This window comes from Ruegeria sp. K5, assembly GCF_056531805.1.
In genome coordinates, this window is record NZ_JBQFML010000001.1 from 796506 (window position 1) to 810644 (window position 14139).

The following is a 14139-nucleotide window of genomic DNA, read 5'->3' on the forward strand; positions in this document are numbered from 1 at the left end:
GCGCGTGAACAAGAGGATACGCATGGCCAAACTGAAGCGGGATATTGGCCTTGTGGGTCTGACCTTCATTTCAGTCGGCGGAATCATCGGGTCAGGATGGCTGTTTGGGCCGTTGCTGGCGGTGCAACACGCAGGCCCTGCTGCGATCCTGTCATGGATCATTGGCGCGGTAGCGATGTTCATCCTTGCCATTACATTCGCCGAGATTTCGGCCATGCTACCGATCCCCGGCGGCATCGCCCGCGTACCACAGTTCTCGCACGGCAACATCGTGTCGATGGCGATGGGCTGGACGGCCTGGATCGGCTACAACACCACGGCCCCGATCGAAGTCGAGGCAATGTTGAAATACCTGGCCCCCTACGCCCCGTGGCTCCACACCGCAGCGACCGGAGATCTGACCGGCGCGGGTATTGCAGTGGCCCTGTTCTTCATGCTGCTGTTCGTGGCCATCAACGCCTTGGGCGTCAAGTTCTTCACCCAGGTCAACGCCGCGCTGACATGGGCCAAGGTTGCATTTCCGATTGTGCTGTCGGTGCTTCTGATTGCCAGCCGGTTTGACACGCAGAATTTCTCGCACCCCGACGGATTCGCACCTTACGGTCTGCAAGGCATCATGGCCGCTGTATCGACCGGAGGGGTGATCTTTTCGTTCATCGGTTTCCGCCACGTGGTCGACATGGCCGGAGAGGTTCGGAACCCGAAATTCGATATTCCCGCCGCGCTGATCCTGTCGATCATTCTGTGCGCCGCCATCTATCTGGGCCTGCAAGTCGCATTCATCGGCGCGCTTGACGCCGACATGCTGAAAAACGGGTGGAGCAACCTGACCTTTGGCGGCGAAGGCCCGCTGGATGCGGTCATCATGTCCGTTGGTATGGTCTGGTTTCTCAGCCTGCTGAATGTGGGATCGGTCATTGGCCCCTTCGGTAACGGGCTTGTGGCCACCGGGTCGAATGCCCGCATCGCGCTCGCCCTGTCGAAGAACGGGTTCCTGCCGCAGCGCTTGACGATTCTGTCCACGTTTGGCGTGCCGCTTTGGGCGCTGGCCTTGAACTTTGTGATCGGCATTGTGTTTCTGCTGACGGTGCCCTTTACCACAGTCATCGCCCTGAACGGGGCCGCAATTGTCTTGTCCTTTGCGGTGGGGCCAATCGCCGTTGTCTGCCTGCGCCGCTTGATGCCCGACCACCCCAGATCCATCCGCATCCCCGCCGTCAAACTGGTGGCCGTCACCGCCTTCGCCGTTGCAACTCTGGTCGTCTATTGGAGCGGCTGGGACACCGTATGGCGGCTGGGCATCGCGCTGATGGCAGGGATGGTCCTGCTTTTAGTCCGGTTCTGGGGTCGGCTGGATGAGATGGACGTGACCGAGGCGCTGTGGCTGGTGCCCTATCTGGCGGGCATCGGCCTGATCTCATACCTCGGTCAGTTCGGTGACGGCGCGCTGAAGCAAATTCCGTTCGGGTGGGACATTGTACTCTGCACCCTGTTCTCGGCGGTAGTTTTCGCCCTCGCCGTTCGGTCCGCCCTACGGGATGAAAAGTTTCAACAATACATTGCGGAAGAAGAGATACTGGACCCCAAAAAACCGATTATTGGGTTCTGAAACGAAAAAAGGCGGGGTCCGGCCCCGCCTTTTCAATCTTTTCCGCACGCTTAATGCGCCGTCGCTGATGGGCCTGCGTTTTCCGCAGCCTTTGTCGCAGCGGCAGCAGCTTCCTCGGCGGCCTCGTCCCATTCGATGGGCTCTGGCTCGCGCACCAGTGCTTGTTTCAATACTTCCGAGACATGTTTGACGGGAATGATTTCCAGCCCTTCTTTCACATTGTCCGGAATCTCGGCCAGATCCTTTTCGTTTTCTTCCGGGATCAGAACCGTCTTGATGCCACCGCGCAGCGCCGCCAGCAGTTTCTCTTTCAAACCACCGATGGGCATCGCATTGCCGCGCAACGAAACCTCGCCCGTCATGGCAATGTCCTTGCGCACTGGAATGCCGGTCAGGACCGAGACAATCGAGGTCACCATCGCCAGACCCGCCGAGGGGCCGTCCTTGGGCGTTGCCCCATCCGGCACGTGGACGTGAATGTCCAGCTTGTCGAACTGCGGCGGCTTCACCCCGATCTTCGGTGAGATCGACCGCACATAGGACGAGGCCGCGTCGATGGATTCCTTCATCACATCGCCCAGCTTACCGGTGGTCTTCATCCGACCCTTGCCGGGCAGTTTCAGCGCCTCGATATGCAGCAGATCACCGCCCACGGACGTCCAGGCCAGACCGGTCACGACGCCGATCTGGTCGTCCTGCTCGGCCAGGCCATAGCGGAACTTCGGCACACCCAAGAAATCATCCAGATTGTCCGGCGTCACCGTCACGGTCTCGGCCTCTTTCTTGATGATCTTGGTCAGCGATTTCCGCGCAACCTTGGCGATTTCACGTTCAAGGTTCCGCACGCCCGCCTCGCGGGTATAGGTGCGGATGATCTTTTGCAGCGCCTCATCGGTCAGTTCGAACTCTTTGGCTTTCAGACCGTGGTTCTTGACCTGCTTGCTGATCAAGTGCTGCTTGGCGATCTCACTCTTTTCCTCTTCGGTGTAACCGGCCAGCGGGATGATTTCCATCCGATCCAGCAGAGGCCCCGGCATGTTGTAGCTGTTCGAGGTTGTCAGGAACATCACGTTGGACAGGTCATATTCGACCTCAAGGTAGTGGTCCATGAACGTGCTGTTCTGTTCCGGATCCAGCACTTCCAGCATCGCCGAGGCCGGGTCGCCACGGAAGTCCTGCCCCATCTTGTCGATTTCATCGAGCAGGATAAGCGGGTTCGTGGTTTTCGCCTTTTTCAGCGCCTGAATGATCTTGCCGGGCATTGAGCCGATATAGGTGCGACGGTGGCCCCTGATCTCGGATTCGTCGCGCACACCACCCAGCGAGATGCGGATAAACTCGCGCCCCGTGGCTTTTGCAACCGATTTACCCAGCGAGGTTTTACCCACACCGGGAGGGCCAACAAGGCACAGGATCGGGCCTTTCAGCTTTTTCGAACGCTGCTGAACCGCCAGATATTCGACGATCCGCTCTTTGACTTTCTCAAGCCCATAGTGATCAGCGTCCAGAATGTCCTGCGCGCGGCCCAAGTCCTTTTTGACGCGGGATTTGGTGCCCCACGGCAGCGACAGAATCCAGTCCAAATAGTTGCGCACGACGGTGGCTTCGGCCGACATCGGGCTCATGTTGCGAAGCTTTTTCAGCTCGCCTTCAGCCTTTTCGCGGGCCTCTTTCGACAGCTTGGTTTCGTTGATCTTGGCTTCCAGCTCGGCGACTTCGTTCGAACCGTCCTCACCATCGCCGAGTTCCTTCTGAATGGCCTTCATCTGCTCATTCAAGTAGTACTCGCGCTGCGTCTTCTCCATCTGGGATTTGACGCGGGTCTTGATCTTTTTCTCGACCTGCAGAACCGACATTTCGCCCTGCATCAGGCCATAGACCTTCTCAAGCCGTTCGCTGACGCTGAGCGTCTCAAGCAGTTCCTGCTTTTGCTCAACCTCAATACCCAGATGACCCGACACCAGATCGGCCAGCTTGGCAGGCTCGGTGGTTTCACCAACGGCGGTCAGAGCCTCTTCGGGGATGTTCTTGCGCACTTTTGCGTAGCGCTCGAACTCATCCGCTACAGTGCGCAGCAGCGCCTGTGTGGTGGTCACATCGCCCGGGATTTCGGTCAGATACTCGGCACGCGCCTCGAAAAACTGATCGTTTTCAAGGAATTCCGTGATCTGCACACGCGCCTGTCCTTCGACCAACACCTTGACGGTGCCGTCGGGCAGTTTCAGCAGTTGCAGGACGTTGGCCAGAACACCAGCCTGATAGATGCCGTCCACTTCCGGATCATCGACACCGGGGTCGATCTGGCTGGACAACAGAATTTGCTTATCATCCTGCATCACCTCTTCCAGCGCGCGGACCGATTTGTCTCGGCCCACGAACAGCGGCACGATCATATGCGGGAAAACCACAATGTCGCGCAGCGGCAGGACGGGGTATGAGGAATTCAGAGGCTCTTGCATGCTCTATCCTTATCGTTGGCAAGACGGCTCTGGTCCCTGCTTGAGGCAACGCTTGGCCGTCTCCTGTCTTGGATGGTTAAAGGTGGGGCTGTCACCGCCCTATTTCAACCTCACCATCATGTCTCTGGCGCAGCATGACCCGAGGTTTTCCGGACTGCAAGGCGTCCCGGAAACATATCCACCGAAATTAACGCACCCTGCGTGAGAAATACGCAGGCAAAAAAGATCAGAACACGCGCTGCACGGCGCGGGACAGGAAAAACCCGTGGCCGTCCTGATTGCGACACTCCAGACCTTTCCGCGAGGAGCTACAGGTAAACCCACCAAACTGGCCCGTGACACCATATTCCGCACGGTTAAACCCGCCGCGGTTTCGATTCAGCGGCTGGCACAGCATTTCCACGGGGCCGGTATTGAACATCAGGAAATCATGGCCCCAGTCGGAAGGCCGAGGTAACGCGGGCTGGCCGGACTTTTCGATTATCGTGCACTGGATATCAGAAGACTCAGCGCCTTCGCCCACCGAACACTGAATATTTTCGGAAGGGGTTTCAAAGGTCCAGACATCTGAAATGACAGGTGTCGCGCAGAAAATTGCTGCGCCGAGAAAAAGGCGAAACATAAAAACTCTCCGGGTCACGAACTAAAAATAACATTGCTTAAAGTGTCCTCAGACTACCTGAAAACCACGCAATTGTCACCCGAACGGGACGGCTATAGCGGCTCGATATCGCCCTGCGCGCGCGTTGCATGGAAATCGGCCTGCCACGCATCGAAGCTTCCGGCCGAGATGGCATCCCGCATGCCCTGCATGATCTCCTGGAAATAATGCAGGTTGTGCCAGGTCAACAACATGCCCGAGATCATCTCGTTCGACCGGAACACATGATGCAGATAGGCGCGCGAATAATTCGAACAGGCCGGGCACGAGCATTCCTGATCCAGTGGGCGCGGGTCGTCCGCATGCCGCGCGTTTTTGATGTTCACCACGCCACGACGGGTGAAAACCTGTCCGGTACGGCCAGAGCGCGACGGTAGGACGCAATCCATCATGTCCACACCGCGCGCCACCGCGCCGACGATGTCATCCGGCTTGCCCACGCCCATCAGATAGCGTGGCTTGTCGGTGGGCAGGAAATCGGGGGCATAGTCGAGGCAGTCAAACATCGCCTCCTGCCCTTCACCCACGGCCAGACCGCCAATGGCGTAACCTTCGAAACCGATGGCTTTCAACGCCTCGGCGCTTTCTTCCCGCAGATCCTGTTCCAAACCGCCCTGCATGATCCCAAACAGCGCGTGACCCGGACGATCCCCGAACGCATCGCGCGACCGCTCGGCCCACCGCATCGACAGGCGCATCGACTCGGCAATCCGCTCCCGGTCGGCGGGCAGCGAGGGGCATTCGTCGAAACACATCACAATGTCCGAGCCCAGCAGGCGCTGGATTTCCATCGAGCGTTCCGGCGTGAGTTCGTGCTTGGACCCATCCACATGAGATTTGAAGGTCACGCCCTTCTCGGTCAGCTTGCGCAGCCCGGCCAGCGACATGACCTGAAACCCGCCCGAATCCGTCAGAATGGGCCGCTCCCAATTCATGAATTTGTGCAGGCCCCCCAGACGGTCAATCCGCTCGGCCGTGGGACGCAGCATCAGGTGATAGGTGTTGCCCAGCAGAATATCCGCCCCGGTTGCACGCACGCTTTCCGGCATCATCGCCTTGACGGTCGCCGCGGTGCCGACCGGCATGAAGGCCGGCGTGCGCACCTCGCCCCTTGGCGTGTTGATCACGCCGGTACGGGCCTTGCCATCGGTGGCTTTCAGCTCAAAAGAAAACTGCTGGGTCATATCATCGTCTCTGATCGCGGAACCGGGCAGGCTTTGCCCGATCCACCGGTGCTTTGCAACCCGTCAGGGCAACGAGGCGACGCGGGCCGTAAACAGATCCACCACCCCTGCCCCGTCCACATCCCGACAGACCGAGACCTTTGGGCGACCGTCATGTGGCACCGTGGCCCCCAGCGCAGCGCCTTCAGTGGTGACGTTCAAACCGGTCTGAACGATCTCGAACATATGATCATGGGTGCAGGCGATTACTGCGGTCGAGTCGTGCAGGCCGCAGCCTTCCAACCCGCCGATATCCTTGTAGAACTTCAGATAAAACCGCGAAATATCGCGCAGGAATGCGCCCATATTGGGCGACTGATCTGCCAGCGCCTCGAAATCTGCGGTTTCGTACAGGGTTTTCAGCGTGACATCCAAACCTACGACCACTGTCTCTGGTGGCGCGGCGAACACCGCATTGGCTGCCTTGGCGTCGTGGTAGATATTCGCCTCGGCATGTTCGGTGATATTGCCGGGGCAATAGACAGCGCCACCCATGACAACCAACCGCTTGAGGTTCTGCGCGAACTCGGCATCCAGCTTCATGGCGTCGGCGATGTTGGTCAGTGGACCAACGGCGCAGACGACCAGCTCACCCCTATGCTGGCGCGCCATGTCCGCCAGAAATTCGGCCGCGGACAAGTCGTGGTTCTGCCCGATCTCGGGAATATCGGTCAAATCGCCAAAACCCTCGGGACCATGCACATGCTCGGACGGGCTGTGGCTGTCCTGCCCGTGGGCAAACGGCGCGCCTTGGGCGACCGGAATTCCCAAACCCAGCTTATCGACCAGAAACCGGGCGTTTCGGCTGGACTGGTGGACATGCGTATTGCCAAAAACAGTGGTCAGCCCGATCAGATCAATCTCGGGCGCGGCAGCGGCGTAGGCGATGGCCATGGCATCGTCGATACCGGGGTCTGTGTCGATAATCAGTTTCATCCCGCTCCGATAGCGCAATCAGGCACAGATGCAAAGCGATCACTGTCACCGCTTGCAACCGTCCGAATGAGGCATACCGCTATTTGCAACCGCCTGCATTCACGCCATACCAGAGTTGAAATCGGGCGACTCAATCCCCTAATGTATACCAATGTACACAATAAAAGAGGACAGTTATGACAGAAGAGCAGATCATCGGATTGCTTTCGTCGAATATCATTTACTTTTTGGCTGCCATTCTGGTGGTCATCGTTACGCTCAAAGGCATAAAGATCGTTCCCCAATCCGAAAAATACGTGGTTGAAAGGTTCGGACGCCTGCATTCTGTGCTTGGACCGGGCATTAACTTTATCGTTCCGTTTCTGGATGTTGCACGCCACAAGATATCCATTCTGGAACGCCAGCTGCCCAATGCGACACAAGACGCGATCACCAAGGACAACGTGCTGGTTCAGATCGACACCTCGGTCTTCTACCGCATTCTTGAGCCTGAAAAGACCGTTTACCGTATCCGCGACGTGGACGGCGCGATTGCCACCACCGTTGCCGGTATCGTCCGCGCCGAGATCGGTAAAATGGATTTGGATGAGGTCCAGTCGAACCGCGCCCAGCTGATCGCTCAGATTCAGGAAAGCGTCGAAACCGCCGTGGATGACTGGGGCATCGAAGTGACCCGGGCCGAGATTCTGGACGTGAACCTGGATCAGGCCACCCGCGACGCGATGTTGCAACAGCTGAACGCCGAACGCGCCCGCCGCGCGCAGGTGACCGAAGCCGAAGGTCAGAAACGCGCCGTGGAACTGCAGGCCGATGCCGAGCTTTATGCCGCAGAACAAACCGCCAAAGCCCGCCGCATTCAGGCCGAGGCCGAGGCATATGCCACCGGCGTCGTCGCCAAGGCCATTCAGGACAACGGGATCGAGGCCGCGCAGTATCAGGTCGCCCTGAAACAGGTAGAATCGCTGAACGCGCTGGGCAATGGCACCGGCAAACAAACGATTGTCTTGCCTGCAAATGCTCTGGAAGCCTTTGGCGATGCGTTCAAGATGCTGAAAGGAGGCAAGTGATGGCCGACCCCTTCTGGCTGACATGGTGGATCTGGTTGGCGGGCGCTTTGGCGCTCGGCATCCTCGAAATCGTTCTGCCCGGTTTTATCTTTCTGGGCTTTGCCATCGGGGCCGCGGTGACCGGGCTGCTGCTGCTCATCCCAGGGCTTGCCCCATCGCTGCCGGTTGTGCTGCTGATCTTCGCGGTGCTGTCGCTGATCGCGTGGCTGGGCCTGCGCCGAACCTTTGCGCACCCGCATGGGCAGGTGAAAACCTTTGAGCATGATATCAACGACTAACGTCAAGGGTCGCGCGGCGGCCTTTGCAGCACTGGACGCTGCCACAGCCATTCCCTATATAATCACTCAGGCAACCGACCCGAGGCGAAGATGACGCACCCGAGCGAACACTTAGAAGGCACACCGCTGATTGCACCTTCGACAATTGAACACCCCCTTTACGACCAGGTGGTCGAGGCGTGCAGAACGGTTTATGACCCTGAAATTCCTGTCAATATCTATGACCTCGGCCTGATCTATACGATCGACATCAAGGACGACAATGCGGTCAAGGTGATCATGACGCTGACCGCGCCCGGCTGCCCGGTTGCGGGCGATATGCCCGGCTGGATCATGGAGGCCATCGAACCGGTTCCGGGGATCAAGGAAGTGGACGTTGAACTGACGTGGGAGCCGCCCTGGGGCATGGAGATGATGTCGGACGAAGCCCGGCTTGAACTCGGGTTCATGTGATCGCGCTTAAGGCATTGTCACAAAAGGTTAATCCATCCGTTACCGAACTGTAGGCCCGCTGTCACATTTCTGCGGGACACATACGGCGCATCGACAACCGCCAAGGTTTAATTCTGTCATGCGCATGGGCCGGTACCGACTGTGCCATCCCCCATCCCCGGCCCGGAAATTGGACCGCTCTTGCCCGAGAGCGGTCTTTTCTTTTTCCGGATGCGCTGGGGCCTAACTCAGACCGCAGGTCGCTTTGATGTCTGCGGCCCGCTGGTCCAGCTCTTTGACGTAGTCGCCGGACAGCATTTGCAATCTTTTGTTCTCGGTCCCGGTCACAAGACCCAGTAATGCACCTGCCGGAGTGATCGCGGCGACGCTTTCCAATTGCTGGTCCTGAGCGTGTTTCTTTTCCGATGCAATCGCCCGCAGATCCCCTTCGGCTGTGGCACAATTGATCGGATGCCGCTTGAGTGTTGTGTCCGAATAAGCGGGAATGGCCGTGATCATGGCTGCGGTGCCGATCAAAGCAGTATAAAAAATTGCATTAGCTTTGTCGCGTAACCCATTCATTTCAATATAACTCCCCAAATGTAATTTGATCTCTGGCCGACTTTGGCAAACTGTCTTGTGTCAGGCTACGCGCATCCGTCACGTCAACGCAACCCGCGCAAGCTGGTGGTAAATTTCACAACATCCAATCGCACCGACTTGAGCCTGCCGGGATACGCCCCTAAATTAGCGGTAACGCGCGACGACGGAGACACAGATGTTCGGCATTCCCGGCAAACAGGCCGTGACCATAACGCCCAAAGCTGCAGAGCAGATCACCCGCCTAATGAAATCCGGCGGTCATACTGGTCTGCGTATCGGTGTGAAAAAAGGCGGCTGTGCAGGCATGGAATACACCATGGACTATGTCGACGAGGCCGACCCGCATGACGAGGTGGTCGAGCAAGACGGCGCGCGCGTGATAATCGCCCCTATGGCGCAGATGTTCCTGTTCGGAACCGAGATCGATTACGAGGTCTCGCTGCTGGAATCCGGGTTCAAGTTCAAAAACCCCAACGTGGTCGATGCCTGCGGTTGTGGCGAGTCGATCAAGTTTGACGAAAGCCTTACATCGCAGCCCTAAGCCGATTTCAGGTGCAGATAGGTTTCATTGAAACGTTTCGTCAGGTGATCTCCGGCCGAAATCACCTGCCCTGACCCCGGCGGAGCGACATTGGTGTCGTAGGTTGGGTTGAAGAACATCGGGACCGAGATCCGTTCGTGGGACCAGCCAATTACCCGGTGCTCGGTCGCCTTGACGCGGCCTGCGGTCCAGAACTCCAGCATCTCACCGAAGTTGATCACAAAGACACCCGGTTCGGCCTGAACCTTCTCCCACGCCCCATCGGGCATCCGTACTTCCAATCCGGATGTGCCGTCGGTGGCCAGCAAGGTCAGACAGCCGTAGTCGGTATGCGCGCCAATGCCGAAGTCTTTGTCTCCGGCCCAGACAGGCCGCTGGGGATAGTAGTTCCCGCGCAGCAGGGCCATCGGCGTGTCGAAGGCCGCATCAAAACTGCTCGCGTCCCGCCCCAAGGCGACAGCAATCGCGCGCAACACCCGCATGGATACATCGCAGGCATCGGCGTAATACGCGCGAATGGTATCTTGAAAGTGTTCTGGTTCCTCGGGCCACAGGTTCGGGGCATACACGCTCAGGTTCTGGGCGCGGTATGGGTTGTCCTGCGGCAGTTCATAGCCGCAATCGAACACTTCCTTGAAATCCGGATTGGCTGTCGGATCAACCTGCTCTGACTGCGGCGCGCCCCAGCCCCGATTGGAACCGGTCACAGCCATGTCGACAGCGCGTTTGTCCTGCTCGGGCAAGCGGAAAAAGTCGTAATAGGCCGCAATCACGTTCTGAATGCGTTCCCGCGTCGGCCCTGTGTTGCGCACCTTCAAAAACCCAACCTGTCCGACGGCTTGCCGCAATCGCGCAAGCTCTTGCGGGTCCCGGTTGTCCAGCTTTTCAAGATCAAGGTTGTCGATCATGGCATCCTCGGAAGACTCAGCGTGGAAACTGCCCGTCACAGATATGAACTGCAACCGCAATTGTAAGGTCCGATCATCGATGCTATCCGATGGCCCAAACAACCAAATTCGCAGGGAGAGTTCGATATGCGGCGCAAGCTGGCGGCTGGAAACTGGAAAATGAACGGAACCGGCGCAGCGCTTGCCGAGCTAAAGCAACTTGCGGCCAAGCACCCCTCGCCTTCGGTCGATATTCTGATCTGTCCCCCGGCCACCCTGTTGCACCGCGCCGCCGAGATGGTTGAGGGTACTGGCGTCTCGGTCGGCGGGCAGGACTGCCACGCAGAACACTCGGGCGCGCATACCGGTGATATCAGCGCCGAGATGCTGCAAGACGCCGGTGCCACGGCAGTCATTCTGGGCCATTCGGAACGGCGCGTGGATCATGGCGAGCAAAACGAAGACGTGCGCGCCAAGGCCAGATCAGTCATGGATGCAGGCTTGAAAGCCATCATCTGCGTCGGCGAAAGCCTCGAACAGCGCGAGGCCGCCAACACGCTGGACATCATCGGCGGGCAGATGTCGGGTTCGATCCCGGATCAGTCAACCGGCGAGAATCTGATTGTCGCTTACGAACCGATCTGGGCCATCGGCACCGGCAAGGTTCCGACGCTGGAAGAGATCGGTGAGGTCCATGATTTCATCCGCGCCCGTCTGGAACGCCGGTTTGGTGAGGGCGTCGGCCGCTCGGTCCGGTTGCTATATGGCGGTTCGGTCAAGCCGTCCAATGCGGCCGAAATTTTCGGTGTTTCGAATGTAGACGGCGCGCTGGTCGGCGGGGCCAGCCTGAAAGCTGCGGATTTCTCGGGCATCATCGAGGCGCTGGAAGGCATCTGAGCCGGGGCAGCACAATCAGGCCAGCTTCATCGTCACGATCCCGGCAATGATCAACGCCGCTGCCAGAAGGCGCATGGGCGTCAGCGCCTCACCCAGCACCGTGACGCCGACCAGAAACGCGCCGACCGCGCCGATGCCGACCCAGATCGTATAGGCGGTGCTCAGCGGCAGATCCCGCATCGCCAGTGACAGCAAACCAAACGAGCCGATCATGGAAATCCCCATGATCGCGGTTGGCAAAAGCCGCGTGAAACCAGCGGATTGCTTCATCGCACCCGCCCAGACAATTTCGAGAATTCCGGCAAAAACTAGCATGATCCATGCCATGAGATGACCCCTTGTCAACGCGGGTCGTCCCGCATGATCTGCCCGTGGTGGGGAGGTCGTCCTCTGACCCCGAGATAGGCATCCCTGCCCCGGGTTCAAGTGTGTGGCCGGGCGAAACGCCGCCCGGCCACCAAATCGCTAGTTTGTTATGATCTCCGGCCCCATGACCGAGTTCGGCAGGAAGGTCGAAATCCACGGGATATACGTCACCATGATCAGGAAGACGAACAGCACCGCCAGGAACGGCAATGCAGCCCGCACGACGCTCATCATCGGCATGCCTGCCACGCCGGACGTCACGAACAGGTTCAACCCAACCGGAGGCGTGATCATCCCGATTTCCATGTTCACCACCATGATGATGCCCAGATGGATCGGATCGATGCCCAGCTCGATCGCAATCGGAAACACCAGCGGGGCGACAATGACCAGTAGCCCCGAAGGTTCCATGAACTGACCACCGATCAGCAGGATCACGTTGACTACGATCAGGAAGGTCACCGGACCCAGACCGGCAGACAACATCGCCTCGGCAATATGCTGTGGGACCTGCTCGTCGGTCAGCACATGTTTCAGGATCAGCGCGTTGGCGATCACGAACAACAGCGTGACGGTCAGTTTACCAGCCTCGAACAGCGTATGCTTGGTGTCAGGGTGAAAGAACGCGGTGACCAGCGCATGCGGTTTCTTGAACAGCGGAATATTCGCCGTCCCCTCTTCCGTACTGAGCGGCCCCATGTCCTTGTAGACAAAGCTGGCAATCAGGAAGGCGTAAACAGCGGCCACCGCTGCGGCCTCGGTTGGTGTAAAGATACCACCGTAGATGCCGCCGAGGATGATCACGATCAGGAACAATCCCCAACCGGCCTCACGTGCCGAGGTGAAAATCTCGCCCCAACCCTTCCAGTCACCTTTGGGCAGGTTCTTGACCTTGGCCATAACGTAAATGGTGATCATCAGCATCAGACCGGCCATCAGGCCCGGAATGACACCCGCCAGAAACATCCGCCCGACCGAGACCTCGACGGCTGCCGCGTAGACAACCATCACGATCGAGGGCGGGATCAGGATGCCCAACGTCCCCGCGTTACAGATCACACCGGCGGCGAATTCCTTGGAATAACCCACCTGACGCATCCCGGCGATGACAATGGAGCCGATGGCCACAACGGTCGCCGGGGACGACCCGGACAGCGCAGCAAACAGCATACAGGCAAAGACCCCCGCAATTGCCAAACCACCGGGCAGATGCCCCACGCACGCAATCGAGAACCGGATGATCCGCCGCGCCACACCGCCTGTTGTCATAAAGGACGAGGCCAGAATGAAGAACGGGATTGCCAGCAGGGTAAAGTGCCCCTCGAACGCCTCGAACAGCGTGCCCGCGACCGAAGCCAGCGAACTGTCGGAATAGATCAGCAGGAACAGGGTCGAACTGAGGCCAAGCGCCACCGCAATCGGAACCCCGATCAGCAGCAGGCCAATGACCATCGAGAAGAGAAGTACAACGTCCATCAGTCATGCCCTCCCTGCTGCGCACGCACTTCTTCGATCTCGTCCTCAACCTCGTGGCTGGCGACCAGACGGTCCGTTTCACCGCGCCAAATCTGCAGGGCAACCTGCGTAAAGCGGATCACCAGCAGCAGCATCGACAAAGGCAGGATGAAATAAGGAACGACCTTGGGCAGTTTCTCGTAATATTCGCCATAGTTAATCAGGTCTTCCAGGAACCGAAGCGGTGCGATCATCGGAATATCATCAACTTCATAGAAACTCTGACTACGGGCGTCGAAATTGAACCCGGTCGGGAACCAGCGACCCGATGTGGGCGGCAGGTCAGCAAATACCGCCCAATAGTCATAGGCGCCCTTGAGCAGAAGCAGCGAGAACACCAGACAACAGGCCACGGCGATCAGCGCCAGGATCCGACGCGGCGCGGGGGCCAGCATGTTCAGGATCGCATCGACCCCCAGATGAGCGTGTTTCTTGACCGCATATGACGCGCCCAGCAGCACAAGCCAGCCGAACATGAACACCGTCAGTTCCAGCGCCCATAGTATGTTCGAGTTAAAAAAGAACCGGGCGATCACATTGGCAAAGGTCACGGCCGTCATCAGGCCCAGCAGCAATGCAATCACGGTCTCTTCGATATGGTCGACCAGCCCAGCCGGGCCGGATTTCGCACCAGACATCTTTCTGTCCCCGCATTTTTGGTGATG

General features: G+C 58.5%; 15 protein-coding genes. 6 read left to right on the forward strand and 9 right to left on the reverse strand.

The window, feature by feature from the left end; genetic code table 11:
- Positions 1-22: 22 nt before the first annotated feature.
- Entirely contained in the window at positions 23-1609 is a 1587-nt protein-coding gene (locus ACR0MO_RS04080) for an APC family permease (protein ID WP_480625967.1), read from the forward strand.
- Positions 1610-1659: 50 nt separating this feature from the next.
- Here the strand turns inward: ACR0MO_RS04080 and lon are convergent, their stop codons facing one another.
- The 4 genes from lon to ACR0MO_RS04100 form a co-directional block, all read right to left on the reverse strand.
- Complete coding sequence (gene lon / locus ACR0MO_RS04085) at positions 1660-4068, reverse strand: endopeptidase La (protein WP_480625966.1); 2409 nt, start codon at positions 4066-4068, stop codon at positions 1660-1662.
- 226 nt (positions 4069-4294) lie between these two features.
- Positions 4295-4690: a DUF6636 domain-containing protein gene (locus ACR0MO_RS04090; protein ID WP_480889820.1), complete on the reverse strand. Its 396-nt coding sequence runs from the start codon at positions 4688-4690 to the stop codon at positions 4295-4297.
- A 92-nt stretch (positions 4691-4782) separates the two neighbouring features.
- On the reverse strand, positions 4783-5913 hold the full coding sequence (gene tgt / locus ACR0MO_RS04095; RefSeq protein WP_170450938.1) for a tRNA guanosine(34) transglycosylase Tgt: 1131 nt from the start codon (positions 5911-5913) through the stop codon (positions 4783-4785).
- A gap of 63 nt (positions 5914-5976) precedes the next feature.
- Positions 5977-6888, reverse strand: a complete 912-nt coding sequence (locus ACR0MO_RS04100) for a nucleoside hydrolase (RefSeq protein WP_170450941.1) — start codon at positions 6886-6888, stop codon at positions 5977-5979.
- 176 nt (positions 6889-7064) lie between these two features.
- On the opposite strand from ACR0MO_RS04100, the gene ACR0MO_RS04105 reads away from it, so the two are divergent.
- The 3 genes from ACR0MO_RS04105 to ACR0MO_RS04115 all read left to right on the forward strand — a co-directional run bounded on the left by ACR0MO_RS04105 (position 7065) and on the right by ACR0MO_RS04115 (position 8686).
- Positions 7065-7955 (forward strand): SPFH domain-containing protein, encoded by an 891-nt coding sequence (locus ACR0MO_RS04105; protein WP_170450943.1) that lies wholly within the window; start codon positions 7065-7067, stop codon positions 7953-7955.
- Positions 7955-8233 carry an NfeD family protein gene (locus tag ACR0MO_RS04110; RefSeq protein WP_170450945.1) on the forward strand — a complete coding sequence of 93 codons (279 nt, stop codon included), beginning with the start codon at positions 7955-7957 and terminating at the stop codon, positions 8231-8233. Before ACR0MO_RS04105 ends, ACR0MO_RS04110 begins: the two co-directional genes overlap by 1 nt.
- A gap of 90 nt (positions 8234-8323) precedes the next feature.
- Entirely contained in the window at positions 8324-8686 is a 363-nt protein-coding gene (locus ACR0MO_RS04115; protein ID WP_170450947.1) for an SUF system Fe-S cluster assembly protein, read from the forward strand.
- A gap of 222 nt (positions 8687-8908) precedes the next feature.
- Here ACR0MO_RS04115 and ACR0MO_RS04120 read toward each other — a convergent pair whose 3' ends face one another.
- A complete protein-coding gene (locus ACR0MO_RS04120) occupies positions 8909-9247 on the reverse strand; it encodes a hypothetical protein (RefSeq protein ID WP_480872817.1) in 339 nt (112 codons plus the stop codon).
- A 196-nt stretch (positions 9248-9443) separates the two neighbouring features.
- Here ACR0MO_RS04120 and ACR0MO_RS04125 point away from each other — a divergent pair, with 196 nt between their 5' ends.
- The gene (locus ACR0MO_RS04125) at positions 9444-9809 is read left to right on the forward strand and encodes a HesB/IscA family protein (RefSeq protein WP_480889824.1); all 366 of its coding nucleotides are present in this window, start codon (positions 9444-9446) and stop codon (positions 9807-9809) included.
- Here ACR0MO_RS04125 and ACR0MO_RS04130 read toward each other — a convergent pair.
- The gene (locus tag ACR0MO_RS04130; protein WP_480889826.1) at positions 9806-10717 is read right to left on the reverse strand and encodes an isopenicillin N synthase family dioxygenase; all 912 of its coding nucleotides are present in this window, start codon (positions 10715-10717) and stop codon (positions 9806-9808) included. The two genes, ACR0MO_RS04125 and ACR0MO_RS04130, sit on opposite strands and share 4 nt — an antisense overlap.
- Before the next feature lie 126 nt (positions 10718-10843).
- Between ACR0MO_RS04130 and tpiA the strand changes: the two genes are divergently transcribed.
- On the forward strand, positions 10844-11593 hold the full coding sequence (gene tpiA, locus ACR0MO_RS04135; RefSeq protein ID WP_480889829.1) for a triose-phosphate isomerase: 750 nt from the start codon (positions 10844-10846) through the stop codon (positions 11591-11593).
- A 15-nt stretch (positions 11594-11608) separates the two neighbouring features.
- Here the strand turns inward: tpiA and ACR0MO_RS04140 are convergent, their stop codons facing one another.
- From ACR0MO_RS04140 to ACR0MO_RS04150, 3 genes are all read right to left on the reverse strand, one after another.
- Positions 11609-11920 (reverse strand): DMT family transporter, encoded by a 312-nt coding sequence (locus ACR0MO_RS04140; RefSeq protein WP_170450956.1) that lies wholly within the window; start codon positions 11918-11920, stop codon positions 11609-11611.
- A 138-nt stretch (positions 11921-12058) separates the two neighbouring features.
- Entirely contained in the window at positions 12059-13435 is a 1377-nt protein-coding gene (locus ACR0MO_RS04145; RefSeq protein ID WP_170450958.1) for a TRAP transporter large permease, read from the reverse strand.
- Positions 13435-14112, reverse strand: a complete 678-nt coding sequence (locus ACR0MO_RS04150; RefSeq protein ID WP_480889831.1) for a TRAP transporter small permease — start codon at positions 14110-14112, stop codon at positions 13435-13437. The genes ACR0MO_RS04145 and ACR0MO_RS04150 overlap by 1 nt, the downstream gene beginning before the upstream one ends.
- Positions 14113-14139 lie beyond the last annotated feature (27 nt).